The organism is Lysinibacillus sp. FSL K6-0057, assembly GCF_038630885.1.
Taxonomy (GTDB): domain Bacteria; phylum Bacillota; class Bacilli; order Bacillales_A; family Planococcaceae; genus Lysinibacillus; species Lysinibacillus fusiformis_F.
Window position 1 is genome coordinate 875,607 of sequence record NZ_CP152047.1, and the last position, 18,752, is coordinate 894,358.

The following is an 18,752-nucleotide window of genomic DNA, read 5'->3' on the forward strand; positions in this document are numbered from 1 at the left end:
GAAAGAAAGATGAAGGTTCATTTTTTTACTGGTTTTCCTGGTTTCATTTCGAGTCAACTAATTCGAGCATTATTCCAAAAGAAACAAACGCAACAAGTGATTGCAATCGTGTTGACAGGTGAAATCATCAAGGCACAAAAGGAAAAAAACAAACTGATAGAGGAGTTTCCTGACTGTTCGATTCGTATCGTGGAGGGCGATATTACACTACCAAATCTGGGATTAGACAATCAAACCCTCAAAGAAATTGTACCGCAAATCGAAGTGCTTTGGCATTTAGCCGCAATCTATGATTTAGCTGTGCCACGTGATATTGCGTGGAAAGTAAATGTTCATGGGACAACAATGGTGAATGATTTTGTCCGCACCTTACCAAATTTACAACGCTATATGTATTTTAGTACTGCCTATGTGGCTGGTATACGAGAGGGACTACTGCGTGAAAATGAATTGATCCGACCTAAAGCATTTAAAAACCACTATGAGGAAACAAAATATGAGGCTGAGCTTCGAGTGGAGGATTTAAAATCAGAATTACCATTGACGATTATTAGACCTGGAATTGTGCGGGGGCATTCCGAAACGGGTGAAACCATTAAATTTGATGGCCCTTATTTCTTTTTAAACTTAGTGGAACGTTTAAAGGGTTTACCTTTTATTCCGTATATTGGCCAATCTACATCGACGATTAATGTAGTGCCAGTCGATTATATTTTAAATGCCTCTACTTTTCTGGTAAACGAGCAGGGTGCAGAAGGGAAGACACTTCATTTAACTGATCCAAATCCTCACCCTGTACAGGAAGTATACCGTACAATGGTGAAACTAGTTACGAACTCTTATCCAAAAGGACGTTTACCATTTATATTGGCGAAACTATCATTACAGCTTCCTTTTATTCGGAAAAAATTAGGTGTCGAACAAGAAACATTAGATTATTTAACATGGAATGCCACATTTGACACGACTGAAGCACATCATATTTTACAAAAAGGCGATATTACATGTCCTGATTTTATACAGACGATGCCAAGAATGATTGAGTTTTATTTAGCACATAAAGAAGATAAGAGCTATCAAATTCAGATTAAGTAAAGAAAAACATATAGATATTTTTGTCAGCTGTAAATGATAGTGCTATAATATTTGAAAGAAGATACCTTCGACAATTTGTCAAAGGGGAGTAGCTAACAGGCAATTAACTTTACCTGGTTTCACATTCGTCAAGACATGGTACTTACCATCGGGTGTGATAGTGAATGGCTCTATACGTATGACGTGTAGATTAATGTACCTTAAAGAAAATAAGGTATGAATTTACTTAGCGAGACCTTTGCCTGAATTAGGGCAGGGGTTTTTTTCTTTTTGTACTTGGATGAAATGGTCATAGTGGGTATATAGAGCTTAGAGGAGGCACTAGAATGGAAGCAATTTTATTACAATATGGCTGGGTATTAATTGTCCTAGTTGTATTAGAGGGATTACTTGCAGCTGATAACGCGGTAGTAATGGCTGTTATGGTCAAGCATTTACCACAAGAGCAGCAAAAAAAGGCGTTATTTTATGGACTGTTTGGGGCACTGATTTTCCGATTTTCCGCGCTGTTTGTTATTACGGTATTGGTAAATTATTGGCAAATACAAGCGGTCGGTGCTGCTTATCTATTGTTTATGTCTGCGAAAAATATATATGATTTGCGTAAACATAAGGATGAAGAAGAAGAACAAACTGAAAAAGCTGGAAAAAAGGGTTCTGGTTTCTGGTTAACCGTCCTAAAGGTAGAAGCAGCAGATATTGCTTTTGCTATTGATTCGATGCTGGCAGCCGTTGCAATTGCTGTAACTTTGCCACACTTAGGCGGATTTGATATTGGCGGTATCAATGGCGGGCAGTTTATTGTGATGCTCCTTGGTGGATTTATCGGCGTTATTATGATGCGTTTTGCAGCACAATGGTTTGTAAAAATATTAAATGATTATCCTTCACTTGAAACAGCGGCATTTCTAATCGTTGGCTGGGTAGGTGTGAAGCTGGTTGTCTTAACATTGGCTCATGAAAAGGTAGGGATATTACCTAAGGAATTTCCACATTCCACTGCATGGGAGTTAACCTTCTGGATTGTCCTAGTAGGTATTGCATTTGCAGGCTATTTAGTCGGTGTTCGAAATAAAAAATAAGTACATGAACGTTAGGGGAATAGTTATCACTATTCCTCTTTCTTTTTTTATGTATTTTTTCTATACTATAATCTATCTAGTTGGGCATCATATGTGGGAGGAGTTGTTAAAGTGCCTTGGAAAAAATCATCAAATAAACTAGTCACACCATTTCAGGTACTTGTTTCTTATTATTTTATAGCGATAGCGATTTCCTTCCTGTTATTACGGCTTCCAGGCGTTCATCAAGAAGGTGTAAAAGTTTCTTTTTTAGATAGTTTGTTTACGGCAGTCAGTGCAGTAAGTGTCACTGGGTTAACGACGATTAATATTTCGGAAACTTATACGACCTTTGGGCTTATAATGATTCTTGTTATTTTACAGTTAGGCGCCATTGGTATTATGTCACTTGGTACCTTTGTGTGGTTGCTAGTTGGGAAAAAAATTGGCATGCGTGAGCGCCAGTTAATCATGATAGATCATAACCAGTACAGTGTCTCTGGTGTTGTTAAATTAATCCGCGAAATTTTAAAAATTTTATTTGGCATTGAATTAGCAGGTACGATTATTTTAACGCTACATTTTACCAATTACTTTGATACATTAGAAGAAGCCTTTTTACATGGAATTTTTGCTTCTATTTCTGCTACAACAAATGGTGGTTTCGATATTACGGGAATGAGCTTACTGCCATTCCATGATGATTATTTTGTACAAATGGTTACCATGGTACTGATCGTATTAGGAGCTATCGGCTTTCCAGTATTAATTGAATTGAAGACTTTCTTACTTAATCGACGCGAGAATTTTCGTTTTAGTTTGTTTACTAAAATTACTACTTCAACATACGCCATTTTATTTATAGTTGGTGCGCTTGTCATTTTACTCCTTGAATCTTTCCATTCTTTTAAGGAAATGTCTTGGCATGAAGCACTATTTTCAGCGATGTTCCATTCCGTATCAACAAGATCAGCTGGATTGACAACTTATGATGTCACGACATTTAGCGAAGCAACCGATATATTTATGAGCTTCCTGATGTTCATCGGTTCTTCACCAAGTTCAGTTGGTGGAGGGATTCGTACCACAACTTTTGCCTTGGCCATTTTATTCTTAATTACCTTTGCTAGGGGAAGAGAGGATATTCAAGTATTTGGTCGAGAAATTCATTTAATTGATGTTTTCCGGTCATTTGTCGTTATTTTATTAGCCTTTTTCATGGTGTTAGTTGCAACCCTTATCTTGCTTATAACAGAGCCACAAGCATCCCTTATTCAGATTATTTTTGAAATCACATCAGCGTTCGGTACATGTGGGATGTCGTTAGGAATAACATCCGATTTATCAGTGATTGGTAAAATCATTATCATTATTTTAATGTTTATTGGTCGAGTTGGATTAATTTCATTCCTTTACACACTTGGGGGTGGAGGAAGAGGTAAAAAATCAGGCTTCCACTATCCAAAAGAAAGAGTAATTATAGGGTAAATCTTAAGGAGTATATGATGCTTAATAGGTAATCATCCCATCGTATACTCCATAAAAAGTATAAAAACATGAAGTTGTCATAAAATATTCAAAAAATTTAAAATTATTTTTCCTGATTGAACAATTCGTTTTTTGGGTATTTTTACAAAGTTTTAACAGTTTTTGTTTAAGTAATTTAGCCTATATTGATAAGGCTAGCTATGAATACTTAACTAACGGAACGAATGATATGGAGAAAGAACAAATTTTACAGTCTTTATTGTTACTTTGAGGATTTAAGAATGTTTTAAGTAAGAAAAAAAGCTAGTCCTGATAATTATTACAGGACTAGCTTTTCTTATTATTTAGAGTAGATTGTTGCAAAATAAGGCGCTTGACCGTGACGGAAATAGGTTAACAGATAGCCATTTTTTGGTACAATTTTGCCATTTATGAAATCTTGATAGTCAAGGGAATGAGGGATGATCAAGGTATGCTTAAACAACTCTTTTTCAGATAACTTAAAGTTAGCAAATTCCTCACCAGCAATAGCTGGATTTTCTCGTAAGGCATGATAAAGGGCCTTTTGTTGGTCTTCTGTTGGACGTTCATTCCACCATAGCTTCCGTGGTTGGAACTGCTGAGCCATTAAATAATCAAGCTGCATTAAACTCTGGACAATGTTTAAATTCACATCTTCAATAGTTTCTAAAAACATTAATAAACGGCGGAATAAATCTTCCAGCTGATGGCCAATACGAGACCAGCCTTTTGTTTCCCAATACGTCCCGAAATTCTGGAAGAAATCAAATGGTGTATCAAAGACCTCTGTCACTAAGTATTCAATCGTATGATCCATACGGTGATCATTCCAATACTTCTCAAGCACATCCTCAGCATGTTTAATGCGAACGATATCATCAAATGTTAGAACATTATTTGAAAAGATTTCGTAAGGAGATAGATCCACATAGGTATAGCCAAACTTTTCAGCTTCTAATCGAAGACCAGTACCGCGTAAAAGCTTTAAAAATCCAAGCTGTAATTCCTCTGGCCGCATTGCAAAAACATCATTAAATGTTTGACGGAAGCTTGCATAATCTTCCTCTGGCAATCCAGCAATTAAATCTAAATGTTGATCTATTTTTCCGCCATCTTTCACCATTGTTACGGTTCGCTTTAGTTTTTCAAAGTTTTGACGACGTTTCACAAGAGTATTTGTTAAATCGTTCGTCGATTGAACACCAATTTCGAAACGGAACAAACCTTTTGGTGCATTGTCATTTAAGAATTGAATTACTTCAGGACGCATAATATCGGCCGTGATTTCAAATTGGAACACAACGCCAGGTTTGTGTTCATCAATTAAAAATTGGAACATTTCCATAGCATAGCTACGGCTGATATTGAAGGTACGATCCACGAATTTAATTGTTCGAGCTCCGTTATCCATTAAGAAACGAATATCCTCTTTTATTTTTTCACGGTTGAAGTATCGGACGCCCACTTCAATAGAAGATAAACAAAATTGGCAGCTAAATGGGCAGCCTCGACTTGTTTCAATATATTGAATTCGTTTACCTAGATAGGGAAGATCCTCCTCGAAACGAAAAGGACTTGGTAATTCACGCAAATCAATTTTAGGTGGCATAGCGTGAATCTTGACTTTCTCGCCCTCTAAATAACAAATACCAGGAACATCTTCCAGTAAAATTTCACCATGGAAGTAGCGCAGTAATTGTTTAAATGAAGTTTCTCCTTCACCCATCACAATGAAGTCTACCTCAGGTATTCGACGTAACCAATGGTGAGAATCATAAGAAACCTCAGGCCCTCCAAGCAAAATTTTAACATTTGGACAGACCGTTTTTAACATTTTAATAACGTGAATCGTTTCTTCGATGTTCCAAATATAGCAACTAAATCCAACGATATCAGGTTTTTTTTGGAATAAATCTGATACAATATTAAAAGCAGGATCTTTAATAGTATACTCTGCTATAATTGGGTTAAACTCCGGTAAAGCTGCGCCTTTTAAATAGCGCAATGCTAAATTTGTGTGAATATACTTTGCATTTAAAGTAGTTAAAATAGTATTCATGCAATAATCTTCCTTTCAACATCCTATTGTATCAGTCAAGTATCTGACATACAATATAATTCTTTTTACCTATTTATTTTGTGAACAGTTCGTGAAATAATTTAAAATACTTAAATTTACTAAATTTTGTAATAATAGAATCGTGCTGTCATAAAGTATAGTAAAGGCTCAAAATTCGATTTAGAGGTTTTTTACTCTTTTGAAAGGTTCGGTGAGAAAGTTGAAGCAAAATGATATTAATCAATGTTTTGGAAATCTTATGAAAAGTACTTCGTCACCAACACTTATACTCAATAAAGCAGGGAAAATTTTGAACGTCAATGAGGCTGCTATCAAGCTTTTCAATCTTAATTTAACCTATATTGGCTATTTAGCTATGGACGAGCCATCTAATTTTAAATGGACTAAGTTCGTCAAACAGTTACAAAATGATTTACGTTCAGAGGAAATTTTCAATATTCGCACAGTTGGAAATGACTACGAAATGTTATCTTTCAAATGTTTTTACGATCCCAATACAGAGGAAATTGTTGCGCAAATTTCAACATTGAATGATGATGTTGCCCATAAATTATATGTTAGTCAAGCACATGAGAGAGCGCAATCTTTTAATGCCTACGATTACTTACCTTATGCTGTTATTGTTAGTGACGCTAGTGGTATTATTCTTGGGCTTAATAAGTATGCCGAAATGTTTCTGAAAGTTGAAAATTCACAGCTCCTTCATAAAGCGCATCAGCATATATTTGATTCTTTTACATTGAAAAAAGGGCAAATTACAACCTACCTTTCTAAGCTAATGGGTGAAAAACATGCAAGCATTCATGTAGTCGACGAAACACAAGTAAGCAGAACTTGCTATTATGAAATTTCAAGTATTTTTGATGAATACAATAATATTATTGTCACTGTTATCAATGATGAAACAGAGAAAAAGCAACTTCAGCATAAAGTTGAGCATCAGCAAGCATTAAACGTTGTTGGACAGATGGCTGCGAGCATTGCGCATGAAATTCGTAACCCATTAACTTCTTTAAAGGGTTTTACTGAATTACTAAAGTTAAATGCTGATGATGAATCACGCATGTATCTCTCTGTTATTGACAGTGAGCTTCAACGGATGGAACAAATCTTATCCGAATTATTAGTATTGTCAAAGCCAACAACGATGAAAGTGGAATTATTAGAACTGGATCATATTGTAAAGCAAGTCATTGAGTTTATGCTACCTGATGCACTCATGAAAAATATTATGATTCAGTATATTTCAACTTCTAATCAAGTATATATTGGCGGCAACGAGAATCGATTAAAACAAGTGCTGATGAATTTAATTAAAAATGCAATGGAATCCATGAATAATGGTGGAACGATTACCGTCGAAATGGCAACAAATGACTGTGCGATTGTCGAACTTATGATTAAAGATGAAGGTGTTGGCATGGACAGCACGACACTTCAAAACCTATTCCAGCCTTTTTACACGACAAAATCATCAGGGACAGGACTGGGCCTTGCTTTCGTGAAAAAGGTGATTGAAGAGCATGAAGGTGTAATCGGTGTTAGTAGTGAATTACAGAAGGGGACATGCTTCCATCTGCAGTTTCCAATTTACACATTCAATCAGCTGGATACAATGGAAGTATCCACAAAAGATTCTGCTTATTTAGTAACATAAAGAGAGTAAAAATGGTTGCATAATGAACAACAAAACCTTCTAAATTATATATTGCTTTTGACAATGCTTTTCTAATGTCGCTATAATGTCATGTATAAAGAGCGAAGTGAGAGGAAAAGAATATGCCGTCAGAAGATCTAAAACAATCTTTAAAATTATATATTGTATTGTCACGTGCACTAAAAGCAATTAATGAAACAACACATCAATTATTTCAGGATAATGGTTTAAACCCAACTGAATTTGCTGTTCTAGAACTTCTCTATCATAAAGGAAGACAGCCATTACAGCAAATTGGCAATAAAATTTTATTAGCCAGTGGGTCTATTACGTATGTCATTGATAAGCTGGAGAAGAGAGGTTACTTATTACGAGTATCTTGTCCTGCTGATCGTCGTGTTACGTATGCAGAAATCACCTCGGAAGGTGAAGCCTTTATGGGCGAGCTGTTCCCAAAACATGAGCAGCATTTGCATGAATTAATGAGTGTACTTTCATCAGAAGAAAAAGAACAAGCTATTACGCTATTGAAGAAAATAGGCCTTTCTATAAAGGACCTATCTTATTAAAAAAGTTGTCTCATTGATTTGAGACAACTTTTTTGTGATGAAAAGGTAAGGACGATAGACAATAGTCTATCGTCCTTAGTATTTTATTATTTTTTAGATATAGTTGCTGCCATATTAAGCATAGCATCTGTTAAATCTTGTTCATCATTATCATGAATAGTTAATTTCGTAATGAGACCATCTTTCTCAAATACAACCCCAATTACTTTCTCAGTGTCGAAGTCCACAACATAACCCTCGATATTTTGAACATCTTTAAATGCTGCTAATTCCTCAGCTGTTAGAGCTACTGTTTCTCCCACTGCGTTCATATAATCTTGCATAGTTGTTTTTACTTCTTCAAAGCTCGATTGTGAAGCTTCAATTGTTTCAATACGCATAAACACTTCATCATCATCATTTGACACTAACATGTCTTTACCAGGTTCTTCTTGTGTTAGTGTAAATCCAGGAAGCTGTTGTAGTTTATAGCTTTGATCAACACTTGCTGATTCAGTTGCCTTTTCTGTTTTATCTACACCCTTTTGGACGTATTTCACATCTTGTTGAGGCTGTTTAGCATCCTCTGTATTTGTATCATTTGCTGCAGGTGTATCTTCTTCTTCCTCATTTGATTCACCAGCTGTATTTCCAGATGGTTTTTGATCGGCAGCAGTATTTGATGGCTCATTTTGTTGAGCATCTGAATCCCCTGTTTTATCAGATGTATTACAACCTACAACTAATACGGCTGTTAGTAATAATGCAAGAATAGAAACTAATTTTTTTTGCATAAAAAACCCTCCTTTTCTAAATTAAACGTTAGTAAAGATAAAATGTTTCCAAATATTAATGTTATGATGTTAAAGGCAACACTAAAAATAATAATAGTACAAAAACGACATGAGCTACAATAACAAGTGGCATACTTTTACGCCATTCATATAAGAAGCCCCAAATAATGCTTGTTACCAGTGCAGCAATGACACCAAGCATAAATCCGCTTAGGGCAATTGAGACAGCACATAATACTGCGGTAACTATGACAGCCAAAGTTGGGCGCATAAAGCGTTTTAACTGTTGTTGGATATAACCACGCCAAAATAATTCTTCACCTATGGAAACGATAAATACGAGTAAAACATAGTGCCAAATATTTTGTGGTCCGTAGCTTGCTAAAAATTTTTGAACGGATTGTACTAAGTTATTATTAATATATGGGGCGAGCCAGTAACCAAAGCGAATAATACCATATGTGATGGTACCGTATCCAATACCAAAGAGTAAAAATTGCCATGTAGGTAATTGATCTTCGATGGAGCCAGCTAAAATGGCAATGGCAATACATACTAGTAGAGTGAATGCATACATGTACCAAAATACCGCTTGGTTAGCAAAGGTAAAAGCAAGCATGCCATAAACGAATAATAAAGAAAGGAGAAATAGTATTGTTTGTTTCGAATTTGTTAGCATATTCGACCTCCATACCCTAATCTTATCAAAAAAATAGTCCCTTATCATCTATTAAGACAAATAGGGACTATTCAGACTATTAAGCTTCATTAGTATATAAAATTTTATATCGTTTATGATTGACGACCGTTTTTTCTTCAATTTCAAGGGAATCAAAATTCTCCATATATGTTAAATTAACGATCACCGAATTTTCATTTACCTTTTCTACAATACCTTGGAGACCATTTTTAAACTCGATAATATTTCCAACTTCAGCTATTTTCACAGACAGTCAGCTCCTTCATCGACTAATAATATACAGTTTGCATGAAAAATTGGTAAACGTAAAGCTTTTTTTAAATAATTCATAATTTATTACACAAATGAGGCAAAGAGAGGAATAAAGTTCATGGAAAAATACGAAAATATGCTTAAACAATTACAAAATGGGGAAAGAGAAAGTATTGAAATTCAAAAGGAAGAATTTTACGAATTTCGTGAAATACTTGTAAAACACCCATTATTTAAACATTTTAGAGGTGAGGCCAAGCAAAATGGACGAATTATCTATACTTATACTGAAACACCAAGAAGTTAATTTGTCGAACATTGTCGTAAGTTAATGCTGTAAGAAATGAAATATAAATGTATAATAATGGTATGATTATTTGTGTGTGGAGGGTTGTATGAATGGTCAATCTACTCTTGAAACAAATGGAACAAACTCGTGAGATGATGATTCGCTCAGGTGTAGAAAACGGGTTACAAAATGCAAAAACCATTCAACTGAGTCGCAGATTAGATCAGTTAATGAATACTTATTATAGACAGATGGCATTTGAAGAAGAAAAAGACCAAGAAGACTAAAAAGATTGTTCCAGTATTCAGAGTAAAAAAACATTTTAACATATATGTTTAAAATGCATTTCTATGGGGAATAACTTACTATGAACACAGCAACATTCTCATTTCCCCCTTTAGAGCAGTGATCCCCCAATCACTTGCTCTCTTTTTTTGCTTATTCGGTATATATGCCCTACATATAAATTTTAGTACAAGTTATGGGAAGAGTTTGAATTATTTCTTTCCTTCACCTAAACTGAAAAGATATAGAGTTAGACTCTCACAGAGAGTGCAGACATTCTAGAACAAAGGAGCATGTACATATGACAAAGAAACGTATTGCATTTATTGGAACTGGAGTAATGGGTGCAAGTATTATTAAGCATTTATTAAAAAATGGTCATGAAGTAACCGTCTATACACGTACACAAGAAAAAGCAAAACCTCTTGTTGCTTTAGGGGCGTCATGGGCAAGCTCGCCTGCTGAAGCATTTAGAAATCATGAAATTGCCTTTACAATGGTTGGCTATCCTTCAGATGTAGAGGAAGTATATTTTGGGGGAAATGGCCTTTTCCAAACGGCAGAACAAGGCAACATTGTCATTGATATGACGACTTCAGAACCATCTTTAGCAAAGAAAATTTATACGCATGCTCAATCCATCGGTGTAGAGGCTTTAGATGCGCCTGTTTCAGGTGGGGATATTGGTGCGCAAAATGGTACTTTGTCTATCATGATTGGTGGCGATCAGGTTACATATGACAAGGTATTGCCAATTATGAAGCAATTTGGAGAAAATATAGTTTATCAGGGTGAGGCAGGAGCCGGCCAGCATGCAAAAATGTGCAATCAAATTGTCATTGCCTCTGGTATGATTGGGGTGTGTGAATCGTTAGCTTATGGACTAAAGGCGGGATTAGATTTACCTACCGTATTACAATCGATCTCTTCAGGTGCAGCAGGTTCATGGTCTTTAAGCAATTTAGCACCACGTATGATAAAAGAAGATTTTGCACCAGGCTTTTATATTAAACATTTTGTGAAGGATATGAAAATAGCTTTAGATGAGTCAAATAAAATGGGCATCACATTACCAGGACTTGCATTAGCCTATGAAATGTATGAGAAATTAATCGCCTTAGGCTATGGTGATAATGGTACACAAGCACTCTTAAAGTATTATAAATAATTCGCGATGTATTATGAATAGGAAACCTGAAGACTCCTTATGATAGGAGGCCTTCAGGTTTTTTTTATTTACTCTTTCCCAAAAAGTTGAGAATCCAGTGAGAAGCTAGATGGACCTGCGAGAGCAAAGTACAGAGCTATGGCGCCTAAAGCTAAATCTAATTCATAACCAGCCAATCCATCTGCCCCGATAAAGCCGATGCTAAGCTTTGCCGTAAAGATCGCTACAATCATTGTAATGGCTAATAAAGCACCAAATATTCTTGTTGCTAAACCTAAAATAATTGCAATTCCACCAACTAATTCAATAATTGCCACGATATACGCCATAAATCCTGGTATACCTAGGCTATCAAAGAAGTCAGCTGTATAGCTGATACCGCCTTGAAATTTTTGAAAACCATGCACTGCAAAAATAATGCCTAAAACGATACGTAAAATAGTTGAACCAATATTTTGCATAATAGAGTAACTCCTTTTCTTTTTTTACTTACAATTCGTAACTTAGTTTATTTTTAAAAACAACTTTTGTCAAGTAACTAAATGTTTTTTTAGAACAGGTTTTTTTAAAAAAGTGATATACTGTTAAATAGGAACTAATATACAAAGGGGGTAAGTCATTTGGATCAAAAAAATATTTGTCCACGATTTGAAAAAGCACTCATGATATTAAATCATCGTTGGAATACTCTACTTATTTATCAGCTACTAGATGGTCCACAAAGGTATTCGACCATTAAAAATCAGCTAAATATTAGTAGTCGTGTATTAACAGAACGTTTAAAGGAGTTAGAGACTGAGCAAATAGTGCTTCGCACAGTAATTCCATCAACACCAGTTGTCATTGAGTATGAACTGACGGAAAAGGGTTATGCTATTGCACCTGTGCTAAAAGCGATTGAGCAGTGGTCCTCTGAATGGGTGACCATAGATATAGAATGATAAAAAGGTATTCAAGCGAGGGGCTTGAATACCTTTTTTGATTCACAAGGAAAATGAGTATTCAATTATCGGCCAATTGGCAGTTATTTTTCAGTGAATTTACTGTTATATTGTAAATAATATTAATTTTCTTTAAAAAAAGGTATTTTTTATTACAGAGAGAAATTAATTGATTATTATAGAGAATGGAGGGGAGGGTTTTATGAAGAAGAGTACAGCTATAGACGTACAACATCGAAGTCAATTAGCCATTTATTTATCATTGCCGATACTTTCATGGGCATTCTATGATTTTGCGAATACAATTTTTTCTTCAAATATAAATACAATATTTTTCCCGTTTTACATGGATGAGGTTTTAGGTACAAATGAAGTCATGCAACAAGTTGCGAGCACCTTTATATCGTATGCAAATGCCATTGCAAGCTTGTTGCTCGTTATCTTTTCACCGCTTTTCGGTGTTTGGATTGATAACACAGGTTATAAAAAGAGATTTATTGTATGGTTTGCATCCATATCTATTCTGTTTACGTTTATGATGGGAATGTTTGCGAATATACAAACCACTGTCAATTACTCTGGTGTACCTCTTAGTTTGTTTTTGGTTGTTGCAAGTTTTGTCATAGCAAAATTTTTCTTTAATTCTAGTTTAGTATTTTACGATTCTATGATGGGTGATCTAGGGACAAAAGAAGAAATGCCACTCATCTCAGGGTATGGTGTTGCAATCGGGTATCTTGGTACACTTTTTGGATTACTTGTTTACTTGTATGTTGGTAATAGCGATTTTCATCGAGCTTTTATTCCAACAGCTATCCTGTATCTACTCTTTTCATTGCCATTATTCTTAATTAATAAAGATACACCGATTCCTAAATCACAGCGGAAGTCCTTAAAGTTTTTAGATGGTTATAAGGAAATCATTCAAACATTTAAAGATATGAAGCAATATAAAGCAATCTTTACCTTTATGATTGCTTATTTCTTTTTAAATGATGCCATTGCTACAACGATTGCAATGATGGCTGTTTATGCGACAACAATTGTCGGCTTTAGTTCTGGACAATTTATCGTTCTTTATTTGGTCTCTACAGTTTCAACAATCCTTGGATCACTTGCATTTGGGTATATTACGAAATCAATAGGAGCTAAACGTGCCATTACAATTGTTGCACTTATTATGATAGTTGCGTTGGTATTCGCTGTTTTTGCCTCAGCACAATGGATGTTCTGGCTTGCTGGTAGTCTTTTTGGTATCTCACTTGGCTCAATGTGGGTGACATCTAGGACATATATAATTGAATTATCACCAAACGAAAAACGCGGTCAATTTTTTGGGTTGTTTGCTTTTTCAGGTAAGGTATCATCCATTATCGGTCCAGCCGTATATGGAACTGTTACATTGTGGATGAAGGATTATGGTACTCTTGCTAGTCGTGTAGCACTATCAACGTTGATTGTTATGACTGTCGTTGGTCTACTGGTACATCTAAAAGTTAATGATAAAAATGGAAATAGCAAGTAGGAGAAATGTATTGCCTATGATACAATTGAATTATAAACAGATGTAGAGAAAGGAGCGGGGTTGCATTGGAACATAAAGGAATATTATTAGAAAGTGGCACAAATGAGCTAGAGATCGTTGAATTTGAAGTAGCAAACAATAAATTTGGCATCAATGTTATTAAAGTAAAAGAAATTATTCAACCGATCCCAGTAACATTTATCCCACACGCGCACCCGCATGTAGAAGGAATCATTCAATTACGAGGTGAGGTATTACCTGTTGTAGATATGCTACGAGTATTAGGGATTCAAGGTGCTGAGCGAAATCCACAACAAAAATATATTGTAGCAGAGTTTAATAAACAACGTGTGGTTTTCCATGTAGATAATGTCACACAGATTCATCGTATTTCTTGGAATCAAATTGAAAAGCCTTCAGATATGTATCAAGGAGGTACATCACAAGTAATTGGTGTCATTAAACAGAATGAGCAAATGATTCTATTACTAGATTTCGAAAGAATTATGGTGGATATCAATCCTGCATCAGGAATTAGTGTGGAATCTGTTAAAAAGCTCGGCAAACGTGAGCGATCTGGTAAGCGAATTTTAATTGCGGAAGATTCACCGTTATTACGTAAATTACTATTCGATACAATGAGTGAAGCTGGTTATGACAATGTTGAATTCTTTGAAAATGGCCGCGATGCTTATGAATACTTAGAGGGAATTGTGAAGAGTGGTAGTGATATAGCAGAGCATATTCAATTGGTGGTAACGGATATTGAAATGCCACAAATGGATGGCCATCATTTGACACGAAAAATCAAAGAGCATCCCGATCTTCAAAAGCTTCCTGTTATCATTTTCTCAAGTCTCATTACAGATGACCTACGTCATAAAGGTGATCAAGTAGGGGCTGAGGATCAAATAAGTAAGCCAGAAATTGCAGAGCTCATTTTACGTGTTGACCAACTAATTCTGTAATCACCATGGCTTACATGATACTTCTCAATTTTAATAATTGGTATCCTGCAAGTAAAAATAAATGAAAGAAAAGTCGGATGCCTTAATTAAGAGGGACCGACTTTTTTTGTATATGTCCAAATATTATGAACAAAATAAATTGTAGACGCTTGAAGGATGTGATTATTTGAATGAATTAAAAACAGCGATTATTGATATCGGCTCCAATACTATTCGATTAGTATTATATCAATATGATAATGAAGAGGGACTTCGTGAGCTTGGAAATATCAAAACGGTAGCACGATTGCGTACATATATACAGCCCTCAGGGGAGATGTCTGATGAAGGTATTCAATTGTTATCAGAAACTTTATTAACATTTAAAGCAATGCTTGAGGATTTTGAAGTAACAGATGTAAAAGCTGCTGCGACTGCTGCCATCCGACAAGCCACTAATCGTGACAAAATTATTGAGGTAATGAAAGAACGAACAGGTATCCAAATAGAGCTTTTATCAGAAGAGGAAGAAGCCTATTTTGGCTACGTTGCTGTTGCTTATTCCATGGGTACGAAATCGGCTGTGACGATAGATATCGGTGGTGGTAGTACCGAAATTACGCTGTTTGAAAATAAAGAAATTCAGCAATCACATAGCTTTCCTTTTGGGACAGTTTCTTTAAAGCAACGTTTTGTAAAAGGTGACATTATCAATAGTAGTGAGAAAAAAGAGCTTCTTACCTTTGTAAAAGAGCAGTTCCAAACTCTCCCTTGGATAAAAAATATTGCTCTACCTATTATCGCAATTGGTGGTAGTGCGCGCAATATTGCTCAAATACATCAACAAAAGCATGATTATCCTATTGCCAGCGTTCATGGCTACGAAATGACAAAGGGAGATTTGGATGATTTAAGCTTATTTTTAGGGCAATTAAGCTTTCAGGAATTGAAACAATTGGACGGTCTTTCATCAGACCGTGCAGATATCATTGTTCCTGCATTAGAGGTATTTAGAGTGTTGATGGAGGTAGTTGGTAGTGAGTCCTTCCAACTGACAAAACGAGGTTTACGTGAGGGACTCATTTTTCAACGGATTTTGCAAACAGACACACAAGCCTTTGATAAATATAATGTATTTGAAGGAAATGCTAGAAGATTAGCACGTCAGTATGGTCGGAGTGAAATGGAAGTAGATTATTTAATGCATTTAGCAGATCAATTGTATCGTGAATGTTGTCATTTAGGCTACTTGCAATATAATCCAGAAGATTTGCATTTATTAGCAAAAGCGGCGAAGGTTTTTAATATAGGAGAGTATATCGAATTAAGCTCTTCAAGCCAACATACTTTTTATTTAATTGCAAATCAATCCATTGATGGTTTAAATCATTTAGAACGAGTAAAACTAGCACTTCTTGCCTCCTATAAAAATAAAGATTATTTCGAACGATTTGCTGCTCCATTTGCTACATGGATGAGTCGGGAGGAACATCGTAAAATACGAGATTTCGGAGCGTTATTAAAATTTGTCTATGCATTAAATGTTTCAAAGCGCAATATTGTACACGCTATTGAAATGCACACCGAAGAAGATCATGTTCAGCTTGATATTTATGTTAAAAAGAATGCTGCGGCTGAAAAATATCAAGCCAATCGACATAGAAAACATTTAGAACGTGCATTAAAAATCCCAATGAAAATCAATTTTATTGAAGAAGGGTGGAACAATGGATGACAACTGAAGTAACGAAAAACGAGCTATACGAGGAAGAGTTTTCCGAAAACTACAATCTATTGTTGGAGGAAATTGCAAAGCCTCAATATTATAATAATCGGGAATTAAGCTGGCTTGCCTTTAATGAGCGAGTATTAGAAGAAGCAGAGGATATTAATAATCCTCTGCTAGAGCGTTTAAAATTTTTGGCTATATTTAGTTCAAATTTAGATGAATTTTTTATGGTGCGTGTTGCAGGATTACAGGACCAGGTACGCGCTGGTTTTCATAAGCCCGAAAATAAATCTGGATTAACACCGAAAGAACAGCTGGCTAAAATCGCAGAGCGTACACAAGCATTAGTTCGTCGACAAACTGAGGTATATCGACATTTAATCTACGATTTACTGCCACAACATAATGTACATATTGCGGATATGAAAGATTTAAATAGCACGCAAAAATCATTTATCAATGAAATGTTTACAGAAACTATCTTCCCAGTTTTAACACCTGTGGCAGTGGATGCATATCGTCCTTTCCCAACCTTGCTTGGTAAAACCTTAAATTTACTAGTACTGATAGAGCAGGATGAGACAGATCTTGAAAGTCGTGAAAAAGTGGCAATTGTCCAGGTTCCATCTGTTTTAGATCGCTATATAAAAGTACCATCCGAAGAAGGAAAAACAGTTGTTGTTTTATTGGAGGATGTAATAGTAGCTCATATTGAAAAACTATTTTATGGCTATAGTGTAAAATCAGCGCAAGCCTTCCGTTTAACAAGAAATGCGGATTTAACTATCCATGAAGAGGGTGCTCGAGATCTTTTAGTGGAGATCGAAAAAGAGCTGAAAAAGCGAAAATGGGGAGTAGGTAGCCGTTTAGAGGTTCGAGTTGGAGAAATGAACGAGGAAGTGCTGCAATACTTACTAGATGAATTTGAAATAGAAGAATCCGATGTATTCCATATTGATGGACCATTGGATTTAACGTTTATGTTCTCTTTTGTCAAAGGTATTTCTGTAGGACGTGAGCATTTAGAATATGAAAGCTTTATCCCACAGCCACCTTTAGATTTACAGTCAGACGAAAATATTTTTGAAAAAGCACTTCAACAAGATATATTTTTCCATCATCCATATGAATCGTTTGCTCCTATTGTGGATTTTATTTCTGAGTCAGCTGTCAACCCGAATGTGTTAGCAATAAAACAAACATTATATCGAGTAAGTGGGAATTCGCCGATTATCCAAGCGTTAAAGCTTGCCGCTGAAAACGGTAAACAAGTAACAGTTTTAGTTGAGCTAAAGGCCCGTTTCGATGAAGAAAATAATGTGCATTGGGCAAAACAATTAGAACAAGCGGGTTGTCTTGTGATTTATGGTATGAATAACCTAAAAACACACTCCAAAATCACACTAGTCGTTAGTCGTCGTCATGGCAAAATTGAACGTTTTGTCCATCTGGGTACAGGAAATTATAATGATGCTACTGCAAAAATCTATACGGATATGGGCATAATAACTACAGATAAAGAGTTTGGCATTGATGCGACAAATTTCTTTAACTACTTAAGTGGCTATACAGAAAAGCCTACCTTTAATCATTTAGTCGTAGCACCATTTGATATACGAGATGAGTTTATTCGTTTAATGGATGAGGAAATTGCCTGTCATAAAAAATATGGTAATGGTTTTATTCGTGCAAAAATGAATTCACTAACCGACAAGGATTTAATGATGAAGCTTTATGAGGCTTCGATTGCAGGTGTAAAGGTGGAGCTTATTATTCGTGGTATATGCTGTATTAGGCCAGGTATCCCAGGTATTAGTGAAAACATTACCGTAACAAGTATTGTTGGTCGTTTCCTTGAACATTCTCGTATTTATTGGTTCCATCATAATGGGGAAAACAAAGTCTATTTATCCTCCGCAGATATGATGACACGCAATATGATTAAACGTGTAGAGATTTTATTCCCTGTATATGCAAGTGAAGCAAAAACTCGTATTATTGACATAATGAATGCACAATTAATGGATACTGCCAAAGCACGTATTCAAGACTCTAATGGTAAGTATCATTACAAAGAGTTTGATCGCAGCGAAGATCCATTAAATAGCCAGGAAATTTTCTTGAAGGATGCATTAAAGCCTACGCTAGATGAAGAATAGAGCAAACACGCTA

Annotated in this window: 18 protein-coding genes; 13 read left to right on the forward strand and 5 right to left on the reverse strand. The window is 35.5% G+C overall.

From position 1 onward, the window contains the following. Positions 1 to 9 precede the first annotated feature (9 nt). From MHB40_RS04065 to MHB40_RS04075, 3 genes are all read left to right on the forward strand, one after another. Positions 10 to 1,095 (forward strand): SDR family oxidoreductase, encoded by a 1,086-nt coding sequence (locus tag MHB40_RS04065; RefSeq protein ID WP_342442565.1) that lies wholly within the window; start codon positions 10 to 12, stop codon positions 1,093 to 1,095. 326 nt (positions 1,096 to 1,421) lie between these two features. After that, positions 1,422 to 2,177 (forward strand): TerC family protein, encoded by a 756-nt coding sequence (locus MHB40_RS04070; RefSeq protein ID WP_205441514.1) that lies wholly within the window; start codon positions 1,422 to 1,424, stop codon positions 2,175 to 2,177. 111 nt (positions 2,178 to 2,288) lie between these two features. Then, positions 2,289 to 3,644: a potassium transporter TrkG gene (locus tag MHB40_RS04075; RefSeq protein WP_205441516.1), complete on the forward strand. Its 1,356-nt coding sequence runs from the start codon at positions 2,289 to 2,291 to the stop codon at positions 3,642 to 3,644. A gap of 340 nt (positions 3,645 to 3,984) precedes the next feature. Here the strand turns inward: MHB40_RS04075 and MHB40_RS04080 are convergent, their stop codons facing one another. Further along, positions 3,985 to 5,724, reverse strand: coding sequence for a B12-binding domain-containing radical SAM protein (locus tag MHB40_RS04080; RefSeq protein WP_342533979.1), 1,740 nt, complete (start codon positions 5,722 to 5,724; stop codon positions 3,985 to 3,987). Between the two features lie 259 nt (positions 5,725 to 5,983). Here MHB40_RS04080 and MHB40_RS04085 point away from each other — a divergent pair, with 259 nt between their 5' ends. Both MHB40_RS04085 and MHB40_RS04090 read left to right on the forward strand, forming a co-directional pair. Further along, positions 5,984 to 7,402, forward strand: coding sequence for an ATP-binding protein (locus MHB40_RS04085; protein WP_342533980.1), 1,419 nt, complete (start codon positions 5,984 to 5,986; stop codon positions 7,400 to 7,402). A 122-nt stretch (positions 7,403 to 7,524) separates the two neighbouring features. Beyond that, on the forward strand, positions 7,525 to 7,971 hold the full coding sequence (locus MHB40_RS04090) for a MarR family transcriptional regulator (protein WP_016992454.1): 447 nt from the start codon (positions 7,525 to 7,527) through the stop codon (positions 7,969 to 7,971). A gap of 86 nt (positions 7,972 to 8,057) precedes the next feature. Here the strand turns inward: MHB40_RS04090 and MHB40_RS04095 are convergent, their stop codons facing one another. The 3 genes from MHB40_RS04095 to MHB40_RS04105 form a co-directional block, all read right to left on the reverse strand. After that, positions 8,058 to 8,744: a hypothetical protein gene (locus tag MHB40_RS04095; protein ID WP_339280619.1), complete on the reverse strand. Its 687-nt coding sequence runs from the start codon at positions 8,742 to 8,744 to the stop codon at positions 8,058 to 8,060. A 61-nt stretch (positions 8,745 to 8,805) separates the two neighbouring features. Then, complete coding sequence (locus MHB40_RS04100; RefSeq protein WP_036075766.1) at positions 8,806 to 9,423, reverse strand: type II CAAX endopeptidase family protein; 618 nt, start codon at positions 9,421 to 9,423, stop codon at positions 8,806 to 8,808. A gap of 79 nt (positions 9,424 to 9,502) precedes the next feature. After that, positions 9,503 to 9,691: a DUF2187 family protein gene (locus tag MHB40_RS04105; RefSeq protein ID WP_004224583.1), complete on the reverse strand. Its 189-nt coding sequence runs from the start codon at positions 9,689 to 9,691 to the stop codon at positions 9,503 to 9,505. 123 nt (positions 9,692 to 9,814) lie between these two features. On the opposite strand from MHB40_RS04105, the gene MHB40_RS04110 reads away from it, so the two are divergent. From MHB40_RS04110 to MHB40_RS04120, 3 genes are all read left to right on the forward strand, one after another. Then, positions 9,815 to 10,003, forward strand: coding sequence for a hypothetical protein (locus MHB40_RS04110; RefSeq protein WP_016992451.1), 189 nt, complete (start codon positions 9,815 to 9,817; stop codon positions 10,001 to 10,003). A 92-nt stretch (positions 10,004 to 10,095) separates the two neighbouring features. Then, entirely contained in the window at positions 10,096 to 10,272 is a 177-nt protein-coding gene (locus tag MHB40_RS04115; protein ID WP_004224595.1) for an aspartyl-phosphate phosphatase Spo0E family protein, read from the forward strand. A gap of 299 nt (positions 10,273 to 10,571) precedes the next feature. Then, positions 10,572 to 11,438 carry an NAD(P)-dependent oxidoreductase gene (locus MHB40_RS04120; protein ID WP_342533981.1) on the forward strand — a complete coding sequence of 289 codons (867 nt, stop codon included), beginning with the start codon at positions 10,572 to 10,574 and terminating at the stop codon, positions 11,436 to 11,438. Positions 11,439 to 11,506: 68 nt separating this feature from the next. Here the strand turns inward: MHB40_RS04120 and MHB40_RS04125 are convergent, their stop codons facing one another. Then, entirely contained in the window at positions 11,507 to 11,899 is a 393-nt protein-coding gene (locus MHB40_RS04125) for a DoxX family protein (protein ID WP_342533982.1), read from the reverse strand. Positions 11,900 to 12,058: 159 nt separating this feature from the next. On the opposite strand from MHB40_RS04125, the gene MHB40_RS04130 reads away from it, so the two are divergent. The 5 genes from MHB40_RS04130 to MHB40_RS04150 all read left to right on the forward strand — a co-directional run bounded on the left by MHB40_RS04130 (position 12,059) and on the right by MHB40_RS04150 (position 18,739). Beyond that, positions 12,059 to 12,379 (forward strand): helix-turn-helix domain-containing protein, encoded by a 321-nt coding sequence (locus MHB40_RS04130; protein ID WP_016992449.1) that lies wholly within the window; start codon positions 12,059 to 12,061, stop codon positions 12,377 to 12,379. A gap of 202 nt (positions 12,380 to 12,581) precedes the next feature. After that, entirely contained in the window at positions 12,582 to 13,904 is a 1,323-nt protein-coding gene (locus tag MHB40_RS04135) for an MFS transporter (RefSeq protein ID WP_342533983.1), read from the forward strand. Positions 13,905 to 13,969: 65 nt separating this feature from the next. Continuing rightward, complete coding sequence (locus tag MHB40_RS04140; protein ID WP_016992447.1) at positions 13,970 to 14,872, forward strand: chemotaxis protein; 903 nt, start codon at positions 13,970 to 13,972, stop codon at positions 14,870 to 14,872. A gap of 166 nt (positions 14,873 to 15,038) precedes the next feature. Next, positions 15,039 to 16,586, forward strand: a complete 1,548-nt coding sequence (locus MHB40_RS04145; RefSeq protein WP_016992446.1) for a Ppx/GppA family phosphatase — start codon at positions 15,039 to 15,041, stop codon at positions 16,584 to 16,586. Beyond that, a complete protein-coding gene (locus MHB40_RS04150) occupies positions 16,583 to 18,739 on the forward strand; it encodes an RNA degradosome polyphosphate kinase (protein ID WP_342533985.1) in 2,157 nt (718 codons plus the stop codon). The genes MHB40_RS04145 and MHB40_RS04150 overlap by 4 nt, the downstream gene beginning before the upstream one ends. The last annotated feature ends 13 nt before the right edge of the window (positions 18,740 to 18,752 follow it).